Genomic DNA, 17,974 nt, shown 5'->3' on the forward strand with positions numbered 1-17,974 from the left:
CCCTGGATCAACACTGGGCGCCGCCAAGTACTACACTTTCTGATCCGATTGACCTCCGATCAGTTACGGGGATTGGTCCGGCTTCCCTGCCGGACCATCCTTGCCCCCGATCTTCCTGTCCCGTGACCTGCCAGTTCGCCTCCTCCCGACCGGAGCCGGGCAACTCGCTGCCGCAGGCGCACTTGTCATTTTTTCAAGGCATCTCCATCCTCGCTGCATTGATCCCCCCAATTGCGAGAGCGAAATGGAACTGCGCACCGACCCTTATCCTCCGAATAGCGAACTGAACGCGCTTTGGCAGGCAGCATGGGACGAAACCGGCGAGAGAGATTTCATGCCGGTCCTGTCGCGAAGTCTGACCCATGTAGGCGCATACGACGGCGAACGCTTGACTGGCTTTGTGAATGTGGCCTGGGATGGTGGAATGCATGCGTTCGTCCTTGACACATGCGTGCATCCCGAGTTTCGTCGTCGAGGGATAGCAACGGCTCTTGTCGGAGCCGCGAAGAATCTTGCCAGTGCGCGGGGCGCGAAATGGTTGCATGTCGACTTCGAAACCCGCCTCACCGAATTCTATCGCGGATGCGGCTTCGTGCCGACGAGCGCCGGCATCATGCGCCTGGCTTAGACGGGCAGTTCTTCGATCGAGTCGACGCGATCGGGGTAGAAGGCGAAATGCATCTTGATCTCGCTGACGGCAGCATAAGGCTCCTCGTAAGTCCATATTGCGTTACGGGAGCGTTCTCCACCGACCGGAATGCTGAAATAGGAAGCCTCGCCCTTGTAGGGACAATGGCTTTTATGATCGGTCCGCTCGACGAGCGTCATGTCGACGTCCGTACGCGGTATATAGTAAACCGCCGGATAGCTGGCTTCCTTGAGCGTCAACACATGGCGACTATCGGCGACCACGTGCCCGCCGAGCTTGACGACGATGCGTCCGGCGTTGTGCGTGACCGTGATCGGATGGTCGGGCCCGGGTATCTTCATCGACTGGACTGACATCGGCGGCTCCTTTTGACGATAACCGGATATAGGAACCCAAGAGCAAGATTTGCAGGCAAATCGTCGTCGCTTGCACGACAGTGATCAGTGGACGGTTTCCGGGTGCGCTTCGCCGGTCAGGATCGAGAATGTCTCCTCCAGCGAGGCTACCAGAATATCGGTCAGCTCATCGCCACGGTTTTCGATAAACGCCACCTTGGTGGCCTCGTCCAGCAACTCGAAAAAGCGCTCGATATCTGTCGACATTCCATTGTCCTTTCGTGTGCCGCGAATCTCCGGCAATTGGACAAAAGCTAGGCGATCTTTCTTGTGCCGAACTGGAGCTGTGATGCGCCGTGTTCCGTCGTCCGACACGACCAACCTAGTGCAGCTATGCGCGGCTTCCAGGTGTCGGCCCGCACTTCCTTGTTTGGCTGGCGACGACTGCAGTTCTACTGCGGGAACCCGCGGCTTCTCCATTGGCTTTTGGGGACAGGATCTCCGACGTCGAAGGCAAAGGACATGACCTTCGTAGCATCGGCGTCGACCTCGCAACGGTAGCTCATATCGTACCAGCGGCCACTGCCCCTGAACGCGCCACGCTTCACCTCAAGGACAGTACCGCTGGACAGCCGGTAGGACGGCAGCAACTCGGGACGATAGCCTGACGGCGAATGCAGCAGTTGTTCACGCAACTCGGTTGTGCAGAGCTCAGCCACACGCATACCTCGCGAAAGGTCGTTCATGGCGGTCTTGGCAACGGGATCATCCGTGGCATTCCGCGAGAACAATGTCTTCGCCTCGGTCAGGGCATCGGGCGCCGACTTGGTGGCATCAGTCGTCTCGGCCTTGGCCACTTCGGTCGGTTTTGCTTGCTCGAAGGCGGTCTTGGCCTCGCCCGTGGGTTCTGCCGGCGGTCCGTTCTTTTCCGCATGCGTGGCACCCGCGTCGACTTGCGGCAGATCGACGTCGTCCGGCACCGGGTTTGCGGGCGGCTTGTCTTCCGTGGGCGGCTTGGCTGCCGCTGTTTGCGCCGGTTTTGGTTCCAGCTCCTCTGTCGGCGGTTTGGCTATCGGCTTGGCACTGTCAGCCGAAGCGTCTCCGGTGTCCGATTTCCGCGGGCCGCTGTCTTTGTCGCCGAATTCGAAGACCGGCCGCAGCGGCTGTATAGGTTGTGGTTGCCCGCCGTCAGCCGCTTGCTTGGTCGGCTCCTCTGGTTTCTGTTGCTCCGCCTTTGGCTGCTCTGGGGGCTTCTGCTCCGGCGGTTTTTCCTCCGGCGGCTTCGGCTTTTCTGGCGGCGGTGGTGGCGGCGGAGGCGGTGGCGGCTCCTCGGCCTTGGCTTCTTCCTTCGGCGTTTCGGGCGGCTTCTCAGCCGGCTTTTCCTCCGCCTTCTTTTCCTCGGGTTTCGGCTCCTCCGGCATCTTCAGCTCGGGCGGCTTTTCCTCGGGCTTCTTCTCCTCGGCCTTCTGCTCCTCCGGCGGCGGCACCAGTTCAACGCTGACCGCTTCATCTTCGGGCTTCTGCTGCTGTTCCGGCAGCTTCAGGAAAAACAGGCCCGCGACGGTAAGATGCAGCAGTACCGAGGCGGCGACGCCCCAGCCGAATACTCCCCAGCGCTTTTCCAGAATCTTGGCCATGCCCACGTACGATGCTCTACCACAAGCTGCCGATGTGGCCTTTTAAAAAGGCATCATCAAGCCTTAAAACAAAAAAAAGGCATTCGGCAACATCCGCTTGTGGAACAAGCAGTCATACAGGCCCACGATCGATCTGACTGCAAGTAACGGGGTGGCTTGCCGGCCAGGCCGCCAAGTCTATCCTTGCGGACAGCCTTCGCGCCGCCAGCGCTCCCACCAAGCCAAAGCTGCGTAGCCGCCGAACACCACTCTCGCGGCAACGCAACTTTGCAACACCATCCGACGATCGGAACTATCCCAGCGACCCTATAATTTCCCGATAGGCAGCCTCCGGGAAGGCCTTGAGCGTGCGCGTCCGGATATTTCCAGCCATTCCGAGCGACAGGCCGAACCGTGCCATCACAGCATCATCCGGCGCATCGCAGATGGCAACGAGATCATAGTCGCCCATGGTGAGAAAGAAATTCTGGAAGGAGCCGCCCACCTCGCCGAGCGCCTTCTTTGCCGCGTCCAGGCGCTTTGCCGAGTCGCGTACATTGCGAATACCTTGATCGGTCCAATTCATGAGCACGATGTATGTGGTCATTGCACACCTCCCGACGGAGGGTTCGGTCCACGCAGGCATGTGGCGACCATCGCTTGCGCGCTGCGGTCGGTCCCTTCCCCCGTGACCGGCATTCTACTCCTGTCGCACCGGGGAGACAACAAAAGCGACATCGTCAAACGCACCCGGAAAACCAAAAAGCCGGGCACTGCGCCCGGCTTTCGGATTGTGAAGCCAGCGATCGCTTGACCACCGACGTTAGCTGTCGAGGAAGCTCCGAAGCTTCCTGGAGCGGCTCGGATGCTTCAGCTTGCGCAGCGCCTTGGCTTCGATCTGACGGATACGTTCCCGGGTCACCGAGAACTGCTGGCCGACTTCTTCGAGCGTGTGGTCGGTGTTCATGCCGATGCCGAAGCGCATGCGCAGGACGCGCTCTTCGCGCGGCGTCAACGATGCCAGAACGCGGGTCGTCGTTTCACGCAGGTTCGCCTGAATGGCGGCGTCGATCGGCAGAAGCGCGTTCTTGTCCTCGATGAAATCGCCGAGGTGCGAATCCTCTTCGTCACCAACAGGGGTTTCGAGCGAGATCGGCTCCTTGGCAATCTTCAGGACCTTGCGGACCTTTTCGAGCGGCATCGCCAGCTTTTCGGCGAGCTCTTCCGGCGTCGGCTCGCGACCGATTTCGTGCAGCATCTGGCGCGATGTACGAACGATCTTGTTGATCGTTTCGATCATGTGCACCGGGATACGGATCGTGCGGGCCTGGTCGGCGATCGAGCGGGTGATCGCCTGACGGATCCACCACGTCGCATAGGTCGAGAACTTGTAACCACGGCGGTATTCGAACTTGTCGACCGCCTTCATCAGGCCGATATTGCCTTCCTGAATGAGGTCGAGGAACTGCAGGCCGCGGTTCGTGTACTTCTTGGCGATGGAGATAACGAGGCGAAGGTTGGCTTCGACCATTTCCTTCTTGGCGATACGCGCTTCGCGCTCACCCTTCTGCACCATCGACACGATGCGACGGAATTCCGCGATCGAGATGCCGGTTTCGGTCGCCAGATTCTGAATTTCCTGACGGATATCGCGGATCGTCGTGTTTTCGCCCTTGGCGAATTCCTTCCAGCCGCGCGCCGCCAGATTGCCGATCGACTTCATCCAGTTCGGATCAAGTTCGGCACCCTGATACTGCTCGAGAAAGCTGTCGCGCTTAACGCCATAGGATTCGGCCAGACGCAGCAGACGGCCTTCGTTCTGCATCAGTCGCTTGGAAATGTCATAGAGCTGCTCGACGAGGGCGTCGACGCGGTTCTGGTTCAGCGACAGTGACTTGACGGCCTTGATGAGCTCGTCCTTGAGTTCCTTGTAGCGACGCTCCTGAGCGGACGAGAGCGTGCCCGTCGCAGCAAGGCGCTGCTCGACCTGCTGATCCTGCAGCTTGCGCAGCTTCTTGTAGGTCTCGGCGATGGTGTCGAGCGTTTCCATGACCTGCGGACGCAGTTCGGCTTCCATGGCGGCCAGCGAAAGATTGGACTCGTCTTCGTCCTCTTCCTCTTCCTCGCCCGGAAGGCCCTCGCCGCCGACATTGGTGATGTCGTCGTCGCCGATGCGCACCCGGCGCGTCTTTTCCTTTTCTTCGGCGGCCTTGCGGTCAGCCTCGATCTTTTCGGGACTCTGGAACTGCGGAGCAGCCTTTGCCTCGGGACCGGAATAGGTGGTCTCGAGATCGATGATCTCGCGAAGCAGCGTCGTGCCTTCGTTGAGTTCGTCGCGCCAGATAATGATCGCCTGGAAGGTCAGCGGGCTCTCGCAGAGGCCGCCGATCATCGTTTCGCGGCCAGCCTCGATGCGCTTGGCGATGGCAATTTCGCCTTCGCGCGACAATAGCTCCACCGAACCCATTTCGCGCAGGTACATGCGCACCGGGTCGTCGGTACGGTCGGTCGGCTCCTTCTTCTTGGCGGTCGCAAGCGCGGTGCCGCCGGAAGGAGCAAGCTCGCCACCTTCGCCTTCCTCGTCGGAGCTGGAATCATCGTCGTCGCCGCCGCTGGCGCCGGCTTCTTCCGCTTCCTCGTCCTCGATAACGTTGATGCCCATGTCGGAGAGCATCGACATCGTGTCTTCGATCTGTTCGGATGTCACTTCTTCGGACGGAAGAACGGCATTCAGCTCGTCCATCGTCACATAGCCGCGCTTTTTCGCGGCCTTGATCATTTTCTTGACCGCGTCATCGGAAAGATCGAGAAGAGGGCCGTCGGTCCCGCCGTCGCGTTCGACTTCCGCTTCTTCGTTCTCTTTGACCTTGGTTGCCATGTATATCGTCGCCTTCCTGACGCTATTCAAACTCGCTGCGGTAAACGGCCATATCAAGGCCGGATCGCCGCAAACGACCGTCTCGAATCACCTAATCCCCAACTAACGGGATGAGATTTAATGCCTGATTAACCACGATTGCCGGCGCCGAACGACAGAGCTTCATTGTCTTCAAATGCCCGGCCATGGTTGTGCAACTCGCCCTTGACCCAGTTCACCGCTATCTAGGATGAACGGTGATTCCCACATTTTTTGTTCTCGTCAAGCTTTTCCAGTAAAAAAGCCCCAGAAAACCCGGAAAACGCCTTATCCACAGGCTCAGGTCAGCTCAAGCGATTGCCATCCATAGATAGGAGGTCACCACGGGAAGACAAGAGCACTCAGAAAGCGAGCCAGTTCGAACGACCAAAGCCGATCCAGATCCAGCTCGATATCACCAGTCCATGACGACCTTGCCGGAGTTACCCGATCGCATGGCCTCGAACCCCTCACGGAAATCATCGATCCCGATGCGATGCGTGATGACTGGCGCCAGATCGAGTCCGCCCTGGACAAAGGCGATCATCTTGTACCAGGTCTCGAACATCTCGCGGCCATAGATGCCCTTCAGGTTCAGCATCTTGAAAATAACCTTGTTCCAGTCGATCTCGAAACCGGCCGGCGCAATCCCGAGGATGGCGATCTTGCCTCCATTGTTCATCTTGTCGATCATGTCGCGAAAGGCCGGGGCCGCGCCAGACATTTCCAGGCCGACATCGAAGCCTTCCGTCATGCCGATCGACTTCATCACATCGGCAAGATTTTCCTTGGATGCATCGACGACGTGATCGATGCCAACCTTGCGGGCCAGTTCCAGCCTATGCGGATTGATGTCGGTGATAACGACCTTGCGGGCGCCCGAACGCTTGGCGACCATGGCGCCCATGATACCGATCGGACCCGCACCGGTGACAAGCACGTCTTCACCGACGAGATCGAAAGACAGTGCAGTATGTACTGCATTGCCGAACGGGTCGAAGATCGCGGCAATCTCGTCGGGAATGTCATCCGGGATCGGGACGACATTGGCCGCCGGAATGCAGACGAACTCGCCGAAGGATCCCGGACGATTGACGCCAACGCCGAGCGTGTTGCGGCAAAGGTGCCCTCGTCCCGCCCGGCAGTTGCGGCATTTGCCGCAGACGATGTGGCCTTCGCCCGAGACGCGCTCGCCGACGTGATACTTCGTGACCGCGGAACCGATTTCGGCGATCTCGCCACAGAACTCGTGGCCGACGACCATCGGCACTGGAATGGTCTTCTGCGCCCACTGGTCCCAGTTCCAGATATGCACATCCGTACCGCAGATCGCGGATTTCTTGACCTTGATCAGCACGTCGTTGGGGCCGACTTCCGGCACCGGCACATGCTCCATCCACAGCCCGACCTCAGGCTTCGCCTTGACCAGCGCCTTCATCATGTTCGACATGATCTTACTCTCCCAAACTCTTCAAATGATTCCGAGTTCGCGGCCCGCTTCTGCGAAAGCCGAGATCGCCCGCTCGACATCGGCGCGCGAATGCGCCGCTGACATCTGTGTGCGGATACGCGCCTGCCCCTTCGGGACGACCGGGAAGGAAAAACCGATGACGTAGACACCCTTTTTCAGCATCAGAGCGGCCACGTCCTGCGCCAGCTTGGCGTCGCCCAGCATGACGGGAATGATCGGATGCCCCTCACCGGCCAGCGTGAAGCCAAGCTTGGTCATTTCCGATCGGAACAGGTCGGCGTTCGCGGAAAGCCGATCGCGCAAAGCGTCGCCGTTGTCGATCAGATCGAAGACCTTCAGCGAGGCGGCCGCGATGACAGGGGCGAGTGTGTTCGAAAACAGATAAGGACGCGAACGCTGGCGCAACCAGTCGACGACCTCAGCCTTGGCGGACGTATAGCCACCGGAGGCCCCGCCCAAGGCCTTGCCGAGCGTACCGGTGATGATGTCGACGCGGCCCTCGACTCCGCAATACTCGGCCGATCCGCGCCCGTGCCTGCCAACGAAGCCGACTGCGTGGCTGTCATCGACCATGACCATCGCGCCGTATTTCTCGGCGAGATCGCAAACCCCCTGCAGATTGGCGATGATGCCATCCATCGAGAACACGCCATCGGTCGCGATCAGCTTGAATCGGCTGCCTTCCGCTTTCTTCAGTTCTTCTTCCAACGCCGACATATCATTGTTTGCATAGCGGAAGCGCTTTGCCTTGGAGAGGCGCACACCATCGATGATGGAGGCATGGTTCAAGGCATCGGAGATGATGGCATCCTCTTCGCCGAGCAGTGTTTCAAACAGGCCGCCATTGGCATCGAAGCAGGACGAATAGAGGATGCTATCTTCCATGCCGAGGAAGGAGGAGATACGCGCCTCGAGTTGCTTGTGCTCCTCCTGCGTTCCACAGATGAAACGCACGGAGGCCATGCCGTATCCATAACGGTCGAGCGCCTTCTTGCCAGCTTCGGCGAGCTCGTCGTTATTGGCAAGACCGAGATAGTTGTTGGCGCAGAAGTTCAGGACACGCTCGCCGGAGGCGATTGCGATCTCGCCGGCCTGCTTCGAGGTGATGACGCGCTCAGCCTTGTAGAGGCCGCCATCCTTCAGCGCTGCTAGTTCAGTACGCAGATGGGAGAGGAATTGCGAGGTCATTGATGGCCCTTCTCATGGTGCTTCCCGATGTCGCCGGACTAGCACATCGCCACCGGCTTGTCTTGCTCGTGCTCAGTATCGCGCAACGATCAACAGAAACATCGGCCTGTCCATTTTCTACTTCATTCCGGATGCCAGCGAATTGGACATGCGCACCGCAAAGACGACAACAATCGGGTGGCGCGGACCCTTCGCGTAGTCACCATGCGGCCAGATCCACCACTCTTGATCATCGTCCACGTCAACGAGGGGCACATTCCATCTAAATGGGGCGCCGATCAACGTTCGATAAGGCCGAAGCGCTTCTGGATGGCAAGAATGCTTTCCGGAGTATCGGCGCCGCGACGTTCGAGCTCTGCGAAGACGCCTTCGAAGCCACCGGGTGTCACAACCCCCATAGACCCCCAGAAGCTCTTCAACGCTGGCCTCGACGGCAACGCCGACGGGCGTTTGATTTCTTCGAAGGTGACAAGATGAATGAGCGTGCTCTGGGAAATCTCGTCCGAGCCGCGACCGACTACACAGCTCAAGGGGCGTGTCTAGTCATCGTGACCTAAAATTACATCGAGAAACGCATCGCCATAGCGTTCGAGTTTTGATTGCCCGACGCCCGAAACTCCAAGCAGTTCCTTATGCGTACGTGGGCGCTCAGTCGCGAATGCAATAAGCGTCGTATCGGGAAATACGACATAGGGCGGCACGCCAAGCGACCGCGCAATCGCAGTGCGTTCGGCCCGCAATGCCTCGAACAGGACTCCATCCGCACCCGACAAAACCGAACGCCGCTCGGTTTGCGCCGCCTTCTTGGTCCGGCGCTCGGCAGCCGGGCGATCCTTGCGGAAAAATACCTCACGCTCACGCTTAAACACGACGCGCGCCTCGGGCTCCAGCTTCAATGCGCCGAAGGCTCCGTGATCGACACGGACAAGACCCATGGCAAGCAACTGACGGAAGACCGACTGCCATGTCCGCGATGGAATATCGCTTCCGGCGCCAAACACCGGAATGGTCGTATGACCGAACCGCTCGGTCTTCTCGTTGACGTTGCCGAGGAGCACATCGACCACATGGCCGGTTCCGAAACGCTCTCCGGTTCGGTAGATCGCAGCCAGAGCCTTGATTGCCGCATCCGTCCCATCCCAGGTCTCGACAGGCTTCAAGCAGGTATCACAGCCACCGCAACCACCTGCGTGCGCCTCGCCGAAATGCGCAAGGATTGCCTGGCGACGGCATGATGCCGTTTCGCAGATGGCAAGCAGCGCATTGAGCTTCGAGCGCTCCACGCGCTTGATCTCCTCGGCTGCACTGCCCTCGTCGATCATTCGCCGCCGCTGGATGACATCGGCCATCCCGTAAACCATCCAGACTTCGGACGGCAGCCCGTCACGCCCGGCACGCCCCGTCTCCTGATAGTAGGCTTCGACCGAGCCCGGCAGGTCGAGATGCGCGACATATCGCACGTTCGGCTTGTCGATCCCCATGCCGAAGGCGACGGTGGCGACGAGGCAAAGTTCCTCCTCTTTCAGGAAAGCATCCTGGTTCGCATCCCGACGCGCGCGGTCCATGCCGGCATGATAAGGCAGTGCGCGGATGCCCTGCCCGTTCAGCCATTCGGCCGTGTCCTCGACCTTGGCGCGAGACAGGCAATAGACGATGCCGCTGTTGCCCTTGTGGCCGGCAAGGAACCGCAGCAACTGTTGGCGCGGCTGGTCGCGCTCGACGATTTCGTAGGAGATATTCGGCCGGTCGAAGCTGGTGGTAAATATCTCGGCATTGTTCAGCCCCAGTCTAGCTGCGATGTCGTCGCGCGTATGCGGATCGGCCGTCGCCGTCAGCGCGATGCGTGGAACGCCGGGATAGTGTTCTGCAAGCTTGCCAAGTTCGCGATATTCCGGCCGGAAGTCGTGGCCCCATTGAGATACGCAGTGGGCTTCGTCAATTGCGAACAGCGCAATCTTCGAATTGCCAATGATGTCGCGGAAGCCCTCCATCAGGATACGCTCTGGCGTCACGTAGAGCAGGTCGAGATTGCCTGATGAAATCGCCCGCCGGACCTCGACATACTCTTCACGCGTCAGAGACGAGTTCAGTGCGGCCGCCCGGATGCCGAGCTGCGTCATCGCCTCCACCTGATCGCGCATCAGCGCAATCAGCGGCGAAACGACGATACCGACGCCATCGCGGCAGAGCGCCGGGATCTGGAAGCACACAGATTTGCCGGCGCCGGTCGGAAACAACACCAACGCATCGCCGCCGGCCACCACATGCTCGACCACCTGCTGCTGCTTGCCGCGAAAGGCCGGATAGCCATAGACACGGTTCAGGATTCCAAGCGGCGAACGCTCCGCGCCGAACAGCGCATCTCCTGTCGAAAATGCCGTACCGCCTGCGTCCATCAGTGGCTCGCCGCCCCTTTGACGCGACCCGAAAGGACGCCGAAGCCATCGATGATGGCTTCCTGGTTTTCAAGGCGAAGGCCCTCGAAATGGACCTCCTGCAGCGCCCGCATCAGCTGGTCAATGACCTCTCCGTTGCCTGCCTCGGTCGCCTCGGCAATCTCGCGCTCAAGCTCGATCTTCTGCCAGCGCAGCGCCTTGGCACGTTTGTGAAAGGCCAGTGCCTGGCGATATCCCTCGCGGGCATCCTCCATCGCCGCCTCTTCGGTGGCGATCCACAGACGGGCATTGCGAATCTGTTGCTCCAACCCTTGGATAAGCCCGGCAAACCCTTGCTCCTCCAGGCGCTCGATCAGGTATTCCCTCGTGAGATGCGGACCCGCGACGGCGGCCGCCGCGCCCAACATGCCCGACCAGAGCCGCTGGAGCTCCCGGCTGTCGTAGTCGATCGACGCAATCTCGTCGTACTCGTCCTGCATCAGAGCCGGATGATTGACGACCGTGAGCGCAAGCACGCTTTCGCGCAAAGCCGGCGTCTCCTGATGGCCACGCACCAGCCCTGACCGCGCAAGCCGCTCCGAAATGCCGCCACCCGAGACCCGCGCGCCGCGAGGACCTTCGTTACCGCGGCCCTTGTTTTGCCCCCCGCCACGCTCGAAATTGCGCCTGTCATTGCCGCGGTTCTGAAATTGCGGCTGGAAGAAGCCATTCAGCCGGTCACGCATGTCCTGTTGATAGTGCCGCCGCACATTTTCATCCGCGATAACAGCCACCAACTGTTTCAGCCGCGACTCGAGCTCGGCCTTGGCCTCCGGCGTATCGAACCTTCCGGTGTTGATCTCGCGGCTCCAGATCATCTCGGCGAGTGGCTTGGCCTGGGTCATGACCTTGTCGAACGGCGCACGCCCCTCGTTGCGGACGAGATCGTCCGGGTCCTTGCCATCAGGCAGCAGCGCAAAACGCACGGTGCGGCCGGGCTTGATATGGGGCAGTGCCAGATCGGCGCCACGATTGGCGGCACGCATGCCGGCGCCATCGCCATCGAAGCAGAGCACGGGCTGCGGCGTCATCTTCCAGAGCAATTCGAGCTGATTTTCGGTGAGCGCCGTGCCGAGTGGTGCAACCGCGTTCTCGATGCCGGCCTGATGCAGGGCAATGACATCCATATAGCCTTCGACGGCGATGATCGTGCTCTCGCCGTTCGCCCCCTGCGTCGCGCGGCGTGCGCGGGCAAAATTGTAGAGCACGTTGCCCTTGTGGAAGAGCTCGGTCTCATTGGAATTGAGATACTTGGCCGGCGCATCCGGCGACATGGCACGACCACCGAAGGCAATCACCTTCTCGCGCGACGACGGGATCGGAAACATGATGCGGTCGCGGAAGCGGTCGTACGAGACCGGAATTTCGGGTCCATGCACGACGAGCCCGCAGGCTTCGATCTGTTCCTTGGGAATCCCCTTGCCTGCCAAGAATTCCTTGAGCGCATTGCGGCTGTCCGGCGCAAAGCCGAGCCGGAAGGTTTCGATGGTGCGCCCCGTCAGTCCGCGGTCCCGCAGATAGGCGCGTGCCCTTGCACCATTCGCCGTCTGCAACTGGTCCTGGAAGAATTGGGTCGCAAGCTCCATCACGTCGAGAAGCGACGTCCGCTCCTTTTCGCGCTTTTCCATAACAGGGTCGGCGATCGGCATGGCAACGCCCGCCATGTCTGCGATCTGTTGCACCGCCTCCGGGAAATTCAATCCTTCCAGGTCGGTCAGGAAGCGGAAATGATCCCCCGTCACGCCGCAGCCGAAGCAGTGATACCGGCCCTTGCGGTCCTCGCAGTGGAAGCTCGGCGATTTCTCGCCGTGGAACGGGCAGCAGGCCCAATAGTCGCCACGCGGCACGTTGGTCTTGCGCTTGTCCCAGCTCACGCGCCGCCCAATCACGTCCGAAATCGGCACGCGGTCGCGTATCTCGTCGAGAAAGGAGTTTGAAAAGCGCATCTAAACCTCTTGGCTAGCCTCCATATAAGCAACTTCGCCAGCCCGCGCCACGACCTTTACCGGAAAGGCGCGCTATTCACAGGCTCCGCGAGACGATTGCGGTTTCCTTCAACCCTCTATTCAACAATGCGTTACCACCCCTGCGACAGGGGGTGCGACAACGACAACCGCAACCTCCAATTTCTTGCGCCCGATGGGGCCTCCGCCATTTTGACGATTGTCGTGTTTCTCGACGAAAGTGATTGCAAAACAACACGTTCGCGACGGTGTAGCGGCGTCAAGAAAGCGCCGACGGCGAGTGGGCACAGTGACCCGTGGCGGGTTTAAGGCAGGTGCGCAGGCCAATCATTATTTTTTTGTAATTTGAATCACTTGCCGCATCGCAATAACTTCATTCTCAACAAAGCGATCCCCGAGCGAGGCACCATCCCTACCCCCGGCGCCGCCTCGCAAGGGTGCCTTTGCAAATATCCGGTCGACATGGATTTCAGGTCCTGCGTTGTCAACCGGAAGCAAAGAGCAAGAAGGCAGGAGCTCCCCCAGCTCCTGCCTTCTTAAATTCAGCCAAAGGTTTTAACTTCCTCTTTGTTCGGCAAGTCGAACGTCTAATAAAACGTTGACACTGCCTCACGTTTGCCCAATTAAAGCGGCCAACCGGGATGGTCGAATGCTCCACAGAGTTGAAGATTTCTTAGACAACAAAGCGTTCTTCGCTGCTGTGCTTCATTGCGCGCGCGAAATGCTGGCAATCTATCGCGAAAGCCCGCGGATTGCGTCGATCTTCGCCGCGCAGCAGCGCTGGTTGATGGCCCACGCCGGGTTCGCACTCCATTTCGGCTATCCTGGCGAGCCGAAGCTCGGGCTCTATTCCGGCCGTTTCATAGCGTTTGCCGTCAACCACCAGATTGCGAGTCGCAATACGGCCGCCGCCTTCATGCAGGAGATGCTCGCGTATCGCTTCCTTCGCGCCGTTGACAGTCCCTCCGACAAGCGCACCCGCTTGCTGGAACCGACCCAAACCGCCCATGAGCATTTTTTCAAATGGTTGGCCACGCATCTGCTGATCCTCGACAACCTCGACGGCGGCAGCCGCCTGGATCAGGCGCTGGCGGATCCTCTGGCGTTTGCCCGTATTCAACCCCTCATCGCCAGGTCGATCATCGAGACGGACGCGGTACGCAACCCGGGGGTTACCTACAACCTCTTCAACTGGGCTAATTCCGGCGGTCTAGTCATGGATTACCTGATGAGCCGCATCGCCGCCTTCGACGGATCTGCGCAGCGCGTCGATATCGGCCGGCTCTCGCTCAAGGAAATCCGCGAGCAGTTCATGATCTCCAACACGCACCTGAAGCGACTGCTGACGCAGGCATCGGAGCTCGGCAGCATCGGCTGGGCAGAACCTTCGTTCAAGGGCGACGCCTGGCTTTCCCGCAGCTTCGTCATGGAATACTGGCGCTATCAGGCGGCGAAATTCACCGTCATCGACGCAGCCGCCGAGGCGATTCTCGGGCCCGCAGCCGTCAGGACCGCGGGCCGCGGTTGATCAGTTCAGCTGTTCTTTCACCGCGCCGGAAGCCTTGGAGAAGTCCATCTGGCCGGCATAGCGTTCCTTGAGAACAGCCATGACCTTGCCCATATCCTTCGGACCTGCAGCACCTGTCTCCTTGATGATCGAAGCGATATTGGCTCGGACGTCTGCGTCCGAAAGCTGCTTCGGCAGGAAATCCTGGAGGACGGTTATCTCGGCGCGCTCCTTGGCTGCCAGTTCCGGACGAGCGTTCTCTTCGTAGATCTTCGCCGATTCGTCGCGCTGTTTCACCATCTTGGCAAGGATCTGCAGAATCTCGTCGTCGCTCGCCTCGTCCTTGGCCGCGCCGCGATTGGCGATGTCGCGATCCTTGATCGCCGCCTGAATCAGCCGGACCGTGGAAAGCCGCTCGGCATTCCTGGACTTCATCGCATCTTTGAGGGCGGCGGCGAGCTGATCGCGCAACATCATAATCACTCCTGTTTGAATGGCGCTTCATAAACCAGGCGACTGCTTCGGATCAAATAAATTGCGAGTAACGCCATAAAAAGCGCAAGAAAAGCGGCTCTCCCTGCGGTTCAAAGATTGACCTCGGGAAATAGCGTGCGTATTTACCGCCACCTGCACCAAAATTCGTGATCAGGCCTGACAGCGCGCGCCCTGCCGCGTCCACACGCTTGCGAACCAAATGGCCGGCCAACGTTGCCCAAGGACGTGTGGCTGCCGGAAACGGGATGAAGATGACCTCGACAGCACCCTGGACAACCGAAAAGCCGACCGCCCTGCTCGTCCTGGCAGACGGTACCGTGATCGAAGGCAAGGGGATCGGCGCGATCGGCAAGGTCCAGGCTGAGGTGGTGTTCAACACGGCGCTGACCGGCTACGAGGAGATCATGACCGACCCCTCCTACCTTGGCCAGATCGTCACCTTCACATTTCCCCACATCGGCAATATCGGCACCAACGAAGAAGACATCGAGGACCTGACGCCGGCAGCACGCCACGGCGCGGTCGGCGTCATCTTCAAGGCCGACATCACCGAGCCATCGAACTACCGGGCTGCCAAGCATCTCGATAGTTGGCTGAAGGCTCGCGGCATTATCGGCCTCTGCGGTATCGATACGCGCGCGCTGACGGCCTGGATCCGCGAGAACGGTTCGCCGAACGCCGTCATCGCCCACGATCCGAGCGGCGTCTTCGACATCGAAACGCTGAAGGCCGAAGCCAAAGGCTGGAGCGGCCTCGAAGGTCTCGATCTTGCCAAGATCGCCTCCTCCGGCCAATCGTCGCAGTGGTCTCAGACCCCGTGGATCTGGAACGAAGGCTATGGCGAGCTGAAATCCGGGGACGCCAAATATCACGTCGTCTGCCTCGACTACGGCGTCAAGCGCAACATCCTGCGCCTGTTTGCCGGTCTCGACTGCAAAGTCACGGTGATGCCGGCAACCGCAAGCGCAGAAGACGTGCTGGCCATGCAGCCGGACGGTATTTTCCTGTCGAACGGCCCGGGCGACCCCGCCGCCACCGGCGAATATGCCGTTCCCGTCATCCAGAAACTGATCAAGACCGACATCCCGGTCTTCGGCATCTGCCTCGGCCACCAGATGCTGGGCCTCGCGCTTGGTGCCAAGACCGAAAAAATGCACCAAGGCCACCACGGCGCCAACCACCCGGTCAAGGACCATACGACCGGCAAGGTGGAGATCGTGTCGATGAACCACGGCTTCGCAGTCGACACGAAGTCGCTGCCGGAAGGTGTTGAGGAGACTCACGTTTCGCTGTTCGACGGCACCAACTGCGGCCTGCGCGTCGCCGGCAAGTCCATCTTCTCCGTCCAACACCACCCGGAAGCCTCTCCCGGCCCGCAGGACAGCCACTACCTCTTCCGCCGCTTCATCAACCTGGTGCGCGCGAAGAAGGGTGAGGAAGCCCTCGCCGAGCGCTGAGACGCCTCCATTCGGCCAGTTCGAGAGCCCGCTTCCGAGCGGGCTTTTTGCTTTTGGGCCGTGGGCTTCAATCGCGGCGTTCATCAATATTCGTTTGAATCGCGCTGGGAGTGCTGATCTATTGAACGCCAATCAGGGAGGCGACCATGAGATACTTGGTTTTGGCGGTTGTGTGTCTGCTCCCAACGGCAACTCTTGCCGCCGGGCCTGTGAAGGTTGACGCAAAAGACTACAGCTGCAGTCAGCTTGCACAGATCATTCGGCAATCCAAAAAGGTGTACGTGCGCCTGGGCTTCGGAGGCCGAAACTTCCGCTATCCGCCTGCCCAGTGCGGGCCTGGGGACAAGCTGAGTACGGCGAGTTTGCGCGATCGCACCGGCCAGCGCTGCCTCCTGGACTACGCCTGCGTGAACGACCCTATGTCGATGTATAATTACTAGCGGCAATGCAAGGAAGGAGATGGCCGACTAGGCGTCGGCCATTTCGTTTTCGCGCTTGAGAAGCACATAGAAGCGTCCGCACAGCATCACCGCGGCGGCGGCCAACCCGACCAGAAAGCCGAACCAGATACCCACGCCACCGAATCCCATCGGGAAGGCAAAAACCCAGGCAAGGAAGAAGCCGATCGGCCAGTACGCCACCAGAGCCATGATCATCGGCACGCGAGCATCCTTTAGGCCGCGCAGCAGTCCGTTGGCGATCGCTTGCAGGCCATCCACCAGTTGGAACAGACCGGCGACCACGATCAACGGCCCGGCGTAAGCGAGCACCTGCGGCGCTTCGGCCGAACTCGTGTCGAGGAACCAGCTGCCGAGGAATTCCGGCAGCAAGGCAAAGAGTATGCCGCCTGCCGCGGAGATCGCACAGGCGATCACAAGCACCGCGATGGATGCCCGGACCACCGCCAGATGATCGCGTTGCCCGTGCGCGACGCCGACCCGAACCGTCGCCGCCTGCGACAGACCAAGTGGGATCATGAAGGCGATCGATGCCCACTGAAGCGCGATGCCGTGGGCTGCGAGCTCGATCGTCCCAATGTATCCCATCAAAAGCGATGCGGCCGTGAACAAGCTCACCTCGGCGAGTATCGTTACGCTGATCGGCAATCCAAGACGGATGACCTCCCAGAAGGCTTTCCAGTCGGGACGCCAGAAACGCACGAAGATCTCATAGCGCCGCGTCTCCTCCCTGGTCTGGACGTAGCCGAGGATGAAGAAGAAGCCAGCGGTCTGCACGACCACCGAAACGATTGCAGCGCCCTCGAGCCCCATGGCCGGAAAGCCGAAGTGACCGAGCACCAGCGCATAGGCGAAGAAGGCGTTGAGCACCAGCATCGCAATCGTCACGTTCAGAACCACGGCCGCTCTGCCGATCGCACTCACCAGGGCCCGCATCACGTTGAACAGCAGACCTGGAAGCACGGCGAACTGGCCGATCAGGATATAGCCATGCGCCAGCGAGGCGACCTCCGGCTTCTGTCCTGCGGCCAGGAGAATCCGCTCCGAATTGAAGAAAGCCGGCAGCATGATCACCCAATAGGCCAGCACGACCCACAGCCCCATGCGCAGCGACCGGCGAACGCTGACGATGTCGCCGCGGCCATATGCCTGCGCCACCATCGGGATAACGGCGATCGCAAATCCCGAACCGAACACGAGGATCGTAAACAGGAACTGCGCCGACAGAACCATGGCGGCCAAATGCTCGGCACCGAGACGTCCAACGATCATTACGTCGGTCGTGTTGATGCCCAACTGGGCAAGCTGCGCGCCGATCAGAGGAATTCCGAGCGCCAGCGTGGCGCGGAAATGCGCAGCCCAACGGTTATCGGTTTTCGGCGCAAGCTTGCGCGCGTCGATCGGCGTGTCCATGACACTAATCCTGTGGTTGAATCGGTAAAGGCCGCTAGGGCGGCGAGTATCATGCAGGGCTTAGATCAAAGCCCGGCAAAGAACCATCTG

16 protein-coding genes are annotated in these 17,974 nt (G+C 60.1%); 4 read left to right on the forward strand and 12 right to left on the reverse strand.

Features of this window, described 5'->3' with window-relative positions; translation table 11 throughout:
• Positions 1–244: 244 nt before the first annotated feature.
• Positions 245–628, forward strand: coding sequence for a GNAT family N-acetyltransferase (locus tag ASC90_RS25170; protein ID WP_056546668.1), 384 nt, complete (start codon positions 245–247; stop codon positions 626–628).
• Here ASC90_RS25170 and ASC90_RS25175 read toward each other — a convergent pair.
• The 10 genes from ASC90_RS25175 to dnaG form a co-directional block, all read right to left on the reverse strand.
• Entirely contained in the window at positions 625–1,005 is a 381-nt protein-coding gene (locus ASC90_RS25175; protein ID WP_056546671.1) for a DUF427 domain-containing protein, read from the reverse strand. The genes ASC90_RS25170 and ASC90_RS25175 overlap by 4 nt on opposite strands.
• 84 nt (positions 1,006–1,089) lie before the next feature.
• Positions 1,090–1,251: a hypothetical protein gene (locus ASC90_RS29500; protein ID WP_200950950.1), complete on the reverse strand. Its 162-nt coding sequence runs from the start codon at positions 1,249–1,251 to the stop codon at positions 1,090–1,092.
• Between the two features lie 185 nt (positions 1,252–1,436).
• Positions 1,437–2,621 (reverse strand): DUF930 domain-containing protein, encoded by a 1,185-nt coding sequence (locus ASC90_RS25180; RefSeq protein ID WP_056546675.1) that lies wholly within the window; start codon positions 2,619–2,621, stop codon positions 1,437–1,439.
• Positions 2,622–2,913: 292 nt separating this feature from the next.
• Complete coding sequence (locus ASC90_RS25185; protein ID WP_056546679.1) at positions 2,914–3,207, reverse strand: GYD domain-containing protein; 294 nt, start codon at positions 3,205–3,207, stop codon at positions 2,914–2,916.
• Between the two features lie 216 nt (positions 3,208–3,423).
• The gene (gene rpoD / locus ASC90_RS25190; RefSeq protein ID WP_056546682.1) at positions 3,424–5,478 is read right to left on the reverse strand and encodes an RNA polymerase sigma factor RpoD; all 2,055 of its coding nucleotides are present in this window, start codon (positions 5,476–5,478) and stop codon (positions 3,424–3,426) included.
• 433 nt (positions 5,479–5,911) lie between these two features.
• Positions 5,912–6,946 (reverse strand): L-threonine 3-dehydrogenase, encoded by a 1,035-nt coding sequence (gene tdh, locus ASC90_RS25195; protein WP_056546685.1) that lies wholly within the window; start codon positions 6,944–6,946, stop codon positions 5,912–5,914.
• Positions 6,947–6,967: 21 nt separating this feature from the next.
• A complete protein-coding gene (locus ASC90_RS25200; protein ID WP_056546688.1) occupies positions 6,968–8,155 on the reverse strand; it encodes a glycine C-acetyltransferase in 1,188 nt (395 codons plus the stop codon).
• Between the two features lie 278 nt (positions 8,156–8,433).
• On the reverse strand, positions 8,434–8,685 hold the full coding sequence (locus ASC90_RS30165) for a hypothetical protein (protein ID WP_244480450.1): 252 nt from the start codon (positions 8,683–8,685) through the stop codon (positions 8,434–8,436).
• A 9-nt stretch (positions 8,686–8,694) separates the two neighbouring features.
• A complete protein-coding gene (gene recQ / locus ASC90_RS25205) occupies positions 8,695–10,551 on the reverse strand; it encodes a DNA helicase RecQ (RefSeq protein ID WP_056546692.1) in 1,857 nt (618 codons plus the stop codon).
• Positions 10,551–12,536 (reverse strand): DNA primase, encoded by a 1,986-nt coding sequence (gene dnaG / locus ASC90_RS25210; RefSeq protein WP_056546695.1) that lies wholly within the window; start codon positions 12,534–12,536, stop codon positions 10,551–10,553. Before dnaG ends, recQ begins: the two co-directional genes overlap by 1 nt.
• Before the next feature lie 667 nt (positions 12,537–13,203).
• Here dnaG and ASC90_RS25215 point away from each other — a divergent pair.
• A complete protein-coding gene (locus ASC90_RS25215; RefSeq protein WP_056546698.1) occupies positions 13,204–14,082 on the forward strand; it encodes a hypothetical protein in 879 nt (292 codons plus the stop codon).
• On the opposite strand, the gene ASC90_RS25220 is transcribed toward ASC90_RS25215, so the two are convergent.
• Positions 14,083–14,535: a GatB/YqeY domain-containing protein gene (locus ASC90_RS25220; protein WP_056547236.1), complete on the reverse strand. Its 453-nt coding sequence runs from the start codon at positions 14,533–14,535 to the stop codon at positions 14,083–14,085.
• Between the two features lie 272 nt (positions 14,536–14,807).
• On the opposite strand from ASC90_RS25220, the gene carA reads away from it, so the two are divergent.
• Positions 14,808–16,013 (forward strand): glutamine-hydrolyzing carbamoyl-phosphate synthase small subunit, encoded by a 1,206-nt coding sequence (carA, locus tag ASC90_RS25225; protein WP_056547239.1) that lies wholly within the window; start codon positions 14,808–14,810, stop codon positions 16,011–16,013.
• A gap of 146 nt (positions 16,014–16,159) precedes the next feature.
• Complete coding sequence (locus tag ASC90_RS30170; protein WP_056546700.1) at positions 16,160–16,453, forward strand: hypothetical protein; 294 nt, start codon at positions 16,160–16,162, stop codon at positions 16,451–16,453.
• Between the two features lie 27 nt (positions 16,454–16,480).
• Here ASC90_RS30170 and ASC90_RS25235 read toward each other — a convergent pair whose 3' ends face one another.
• Positions 16,481–17,884 carry an MATE family efflux transporter gene (locus ASC90_RS25235; protein WP_056546704.1) on the reverse strand — a complete coding sequence of 468 codons (1,404 nt, stop codon included), beginning with the start codon at positions 17,882–17,884 and terminating at the stop codon, positions 16,481–16,483.
• Between the last annotated feature and the right edge of the window lie 90 nt (positions 17,885–17,974).

It is taken from the genome of Rhizobium sp. Root1220 (genome assembly GCF_001426265.1).
Taxonomy (GTDB): domain Bacteria; phylum Pseudomonadota; class Alphaproteobacteria; order Rhizobiales; family Rhizobiaceae; genus Rhizobium.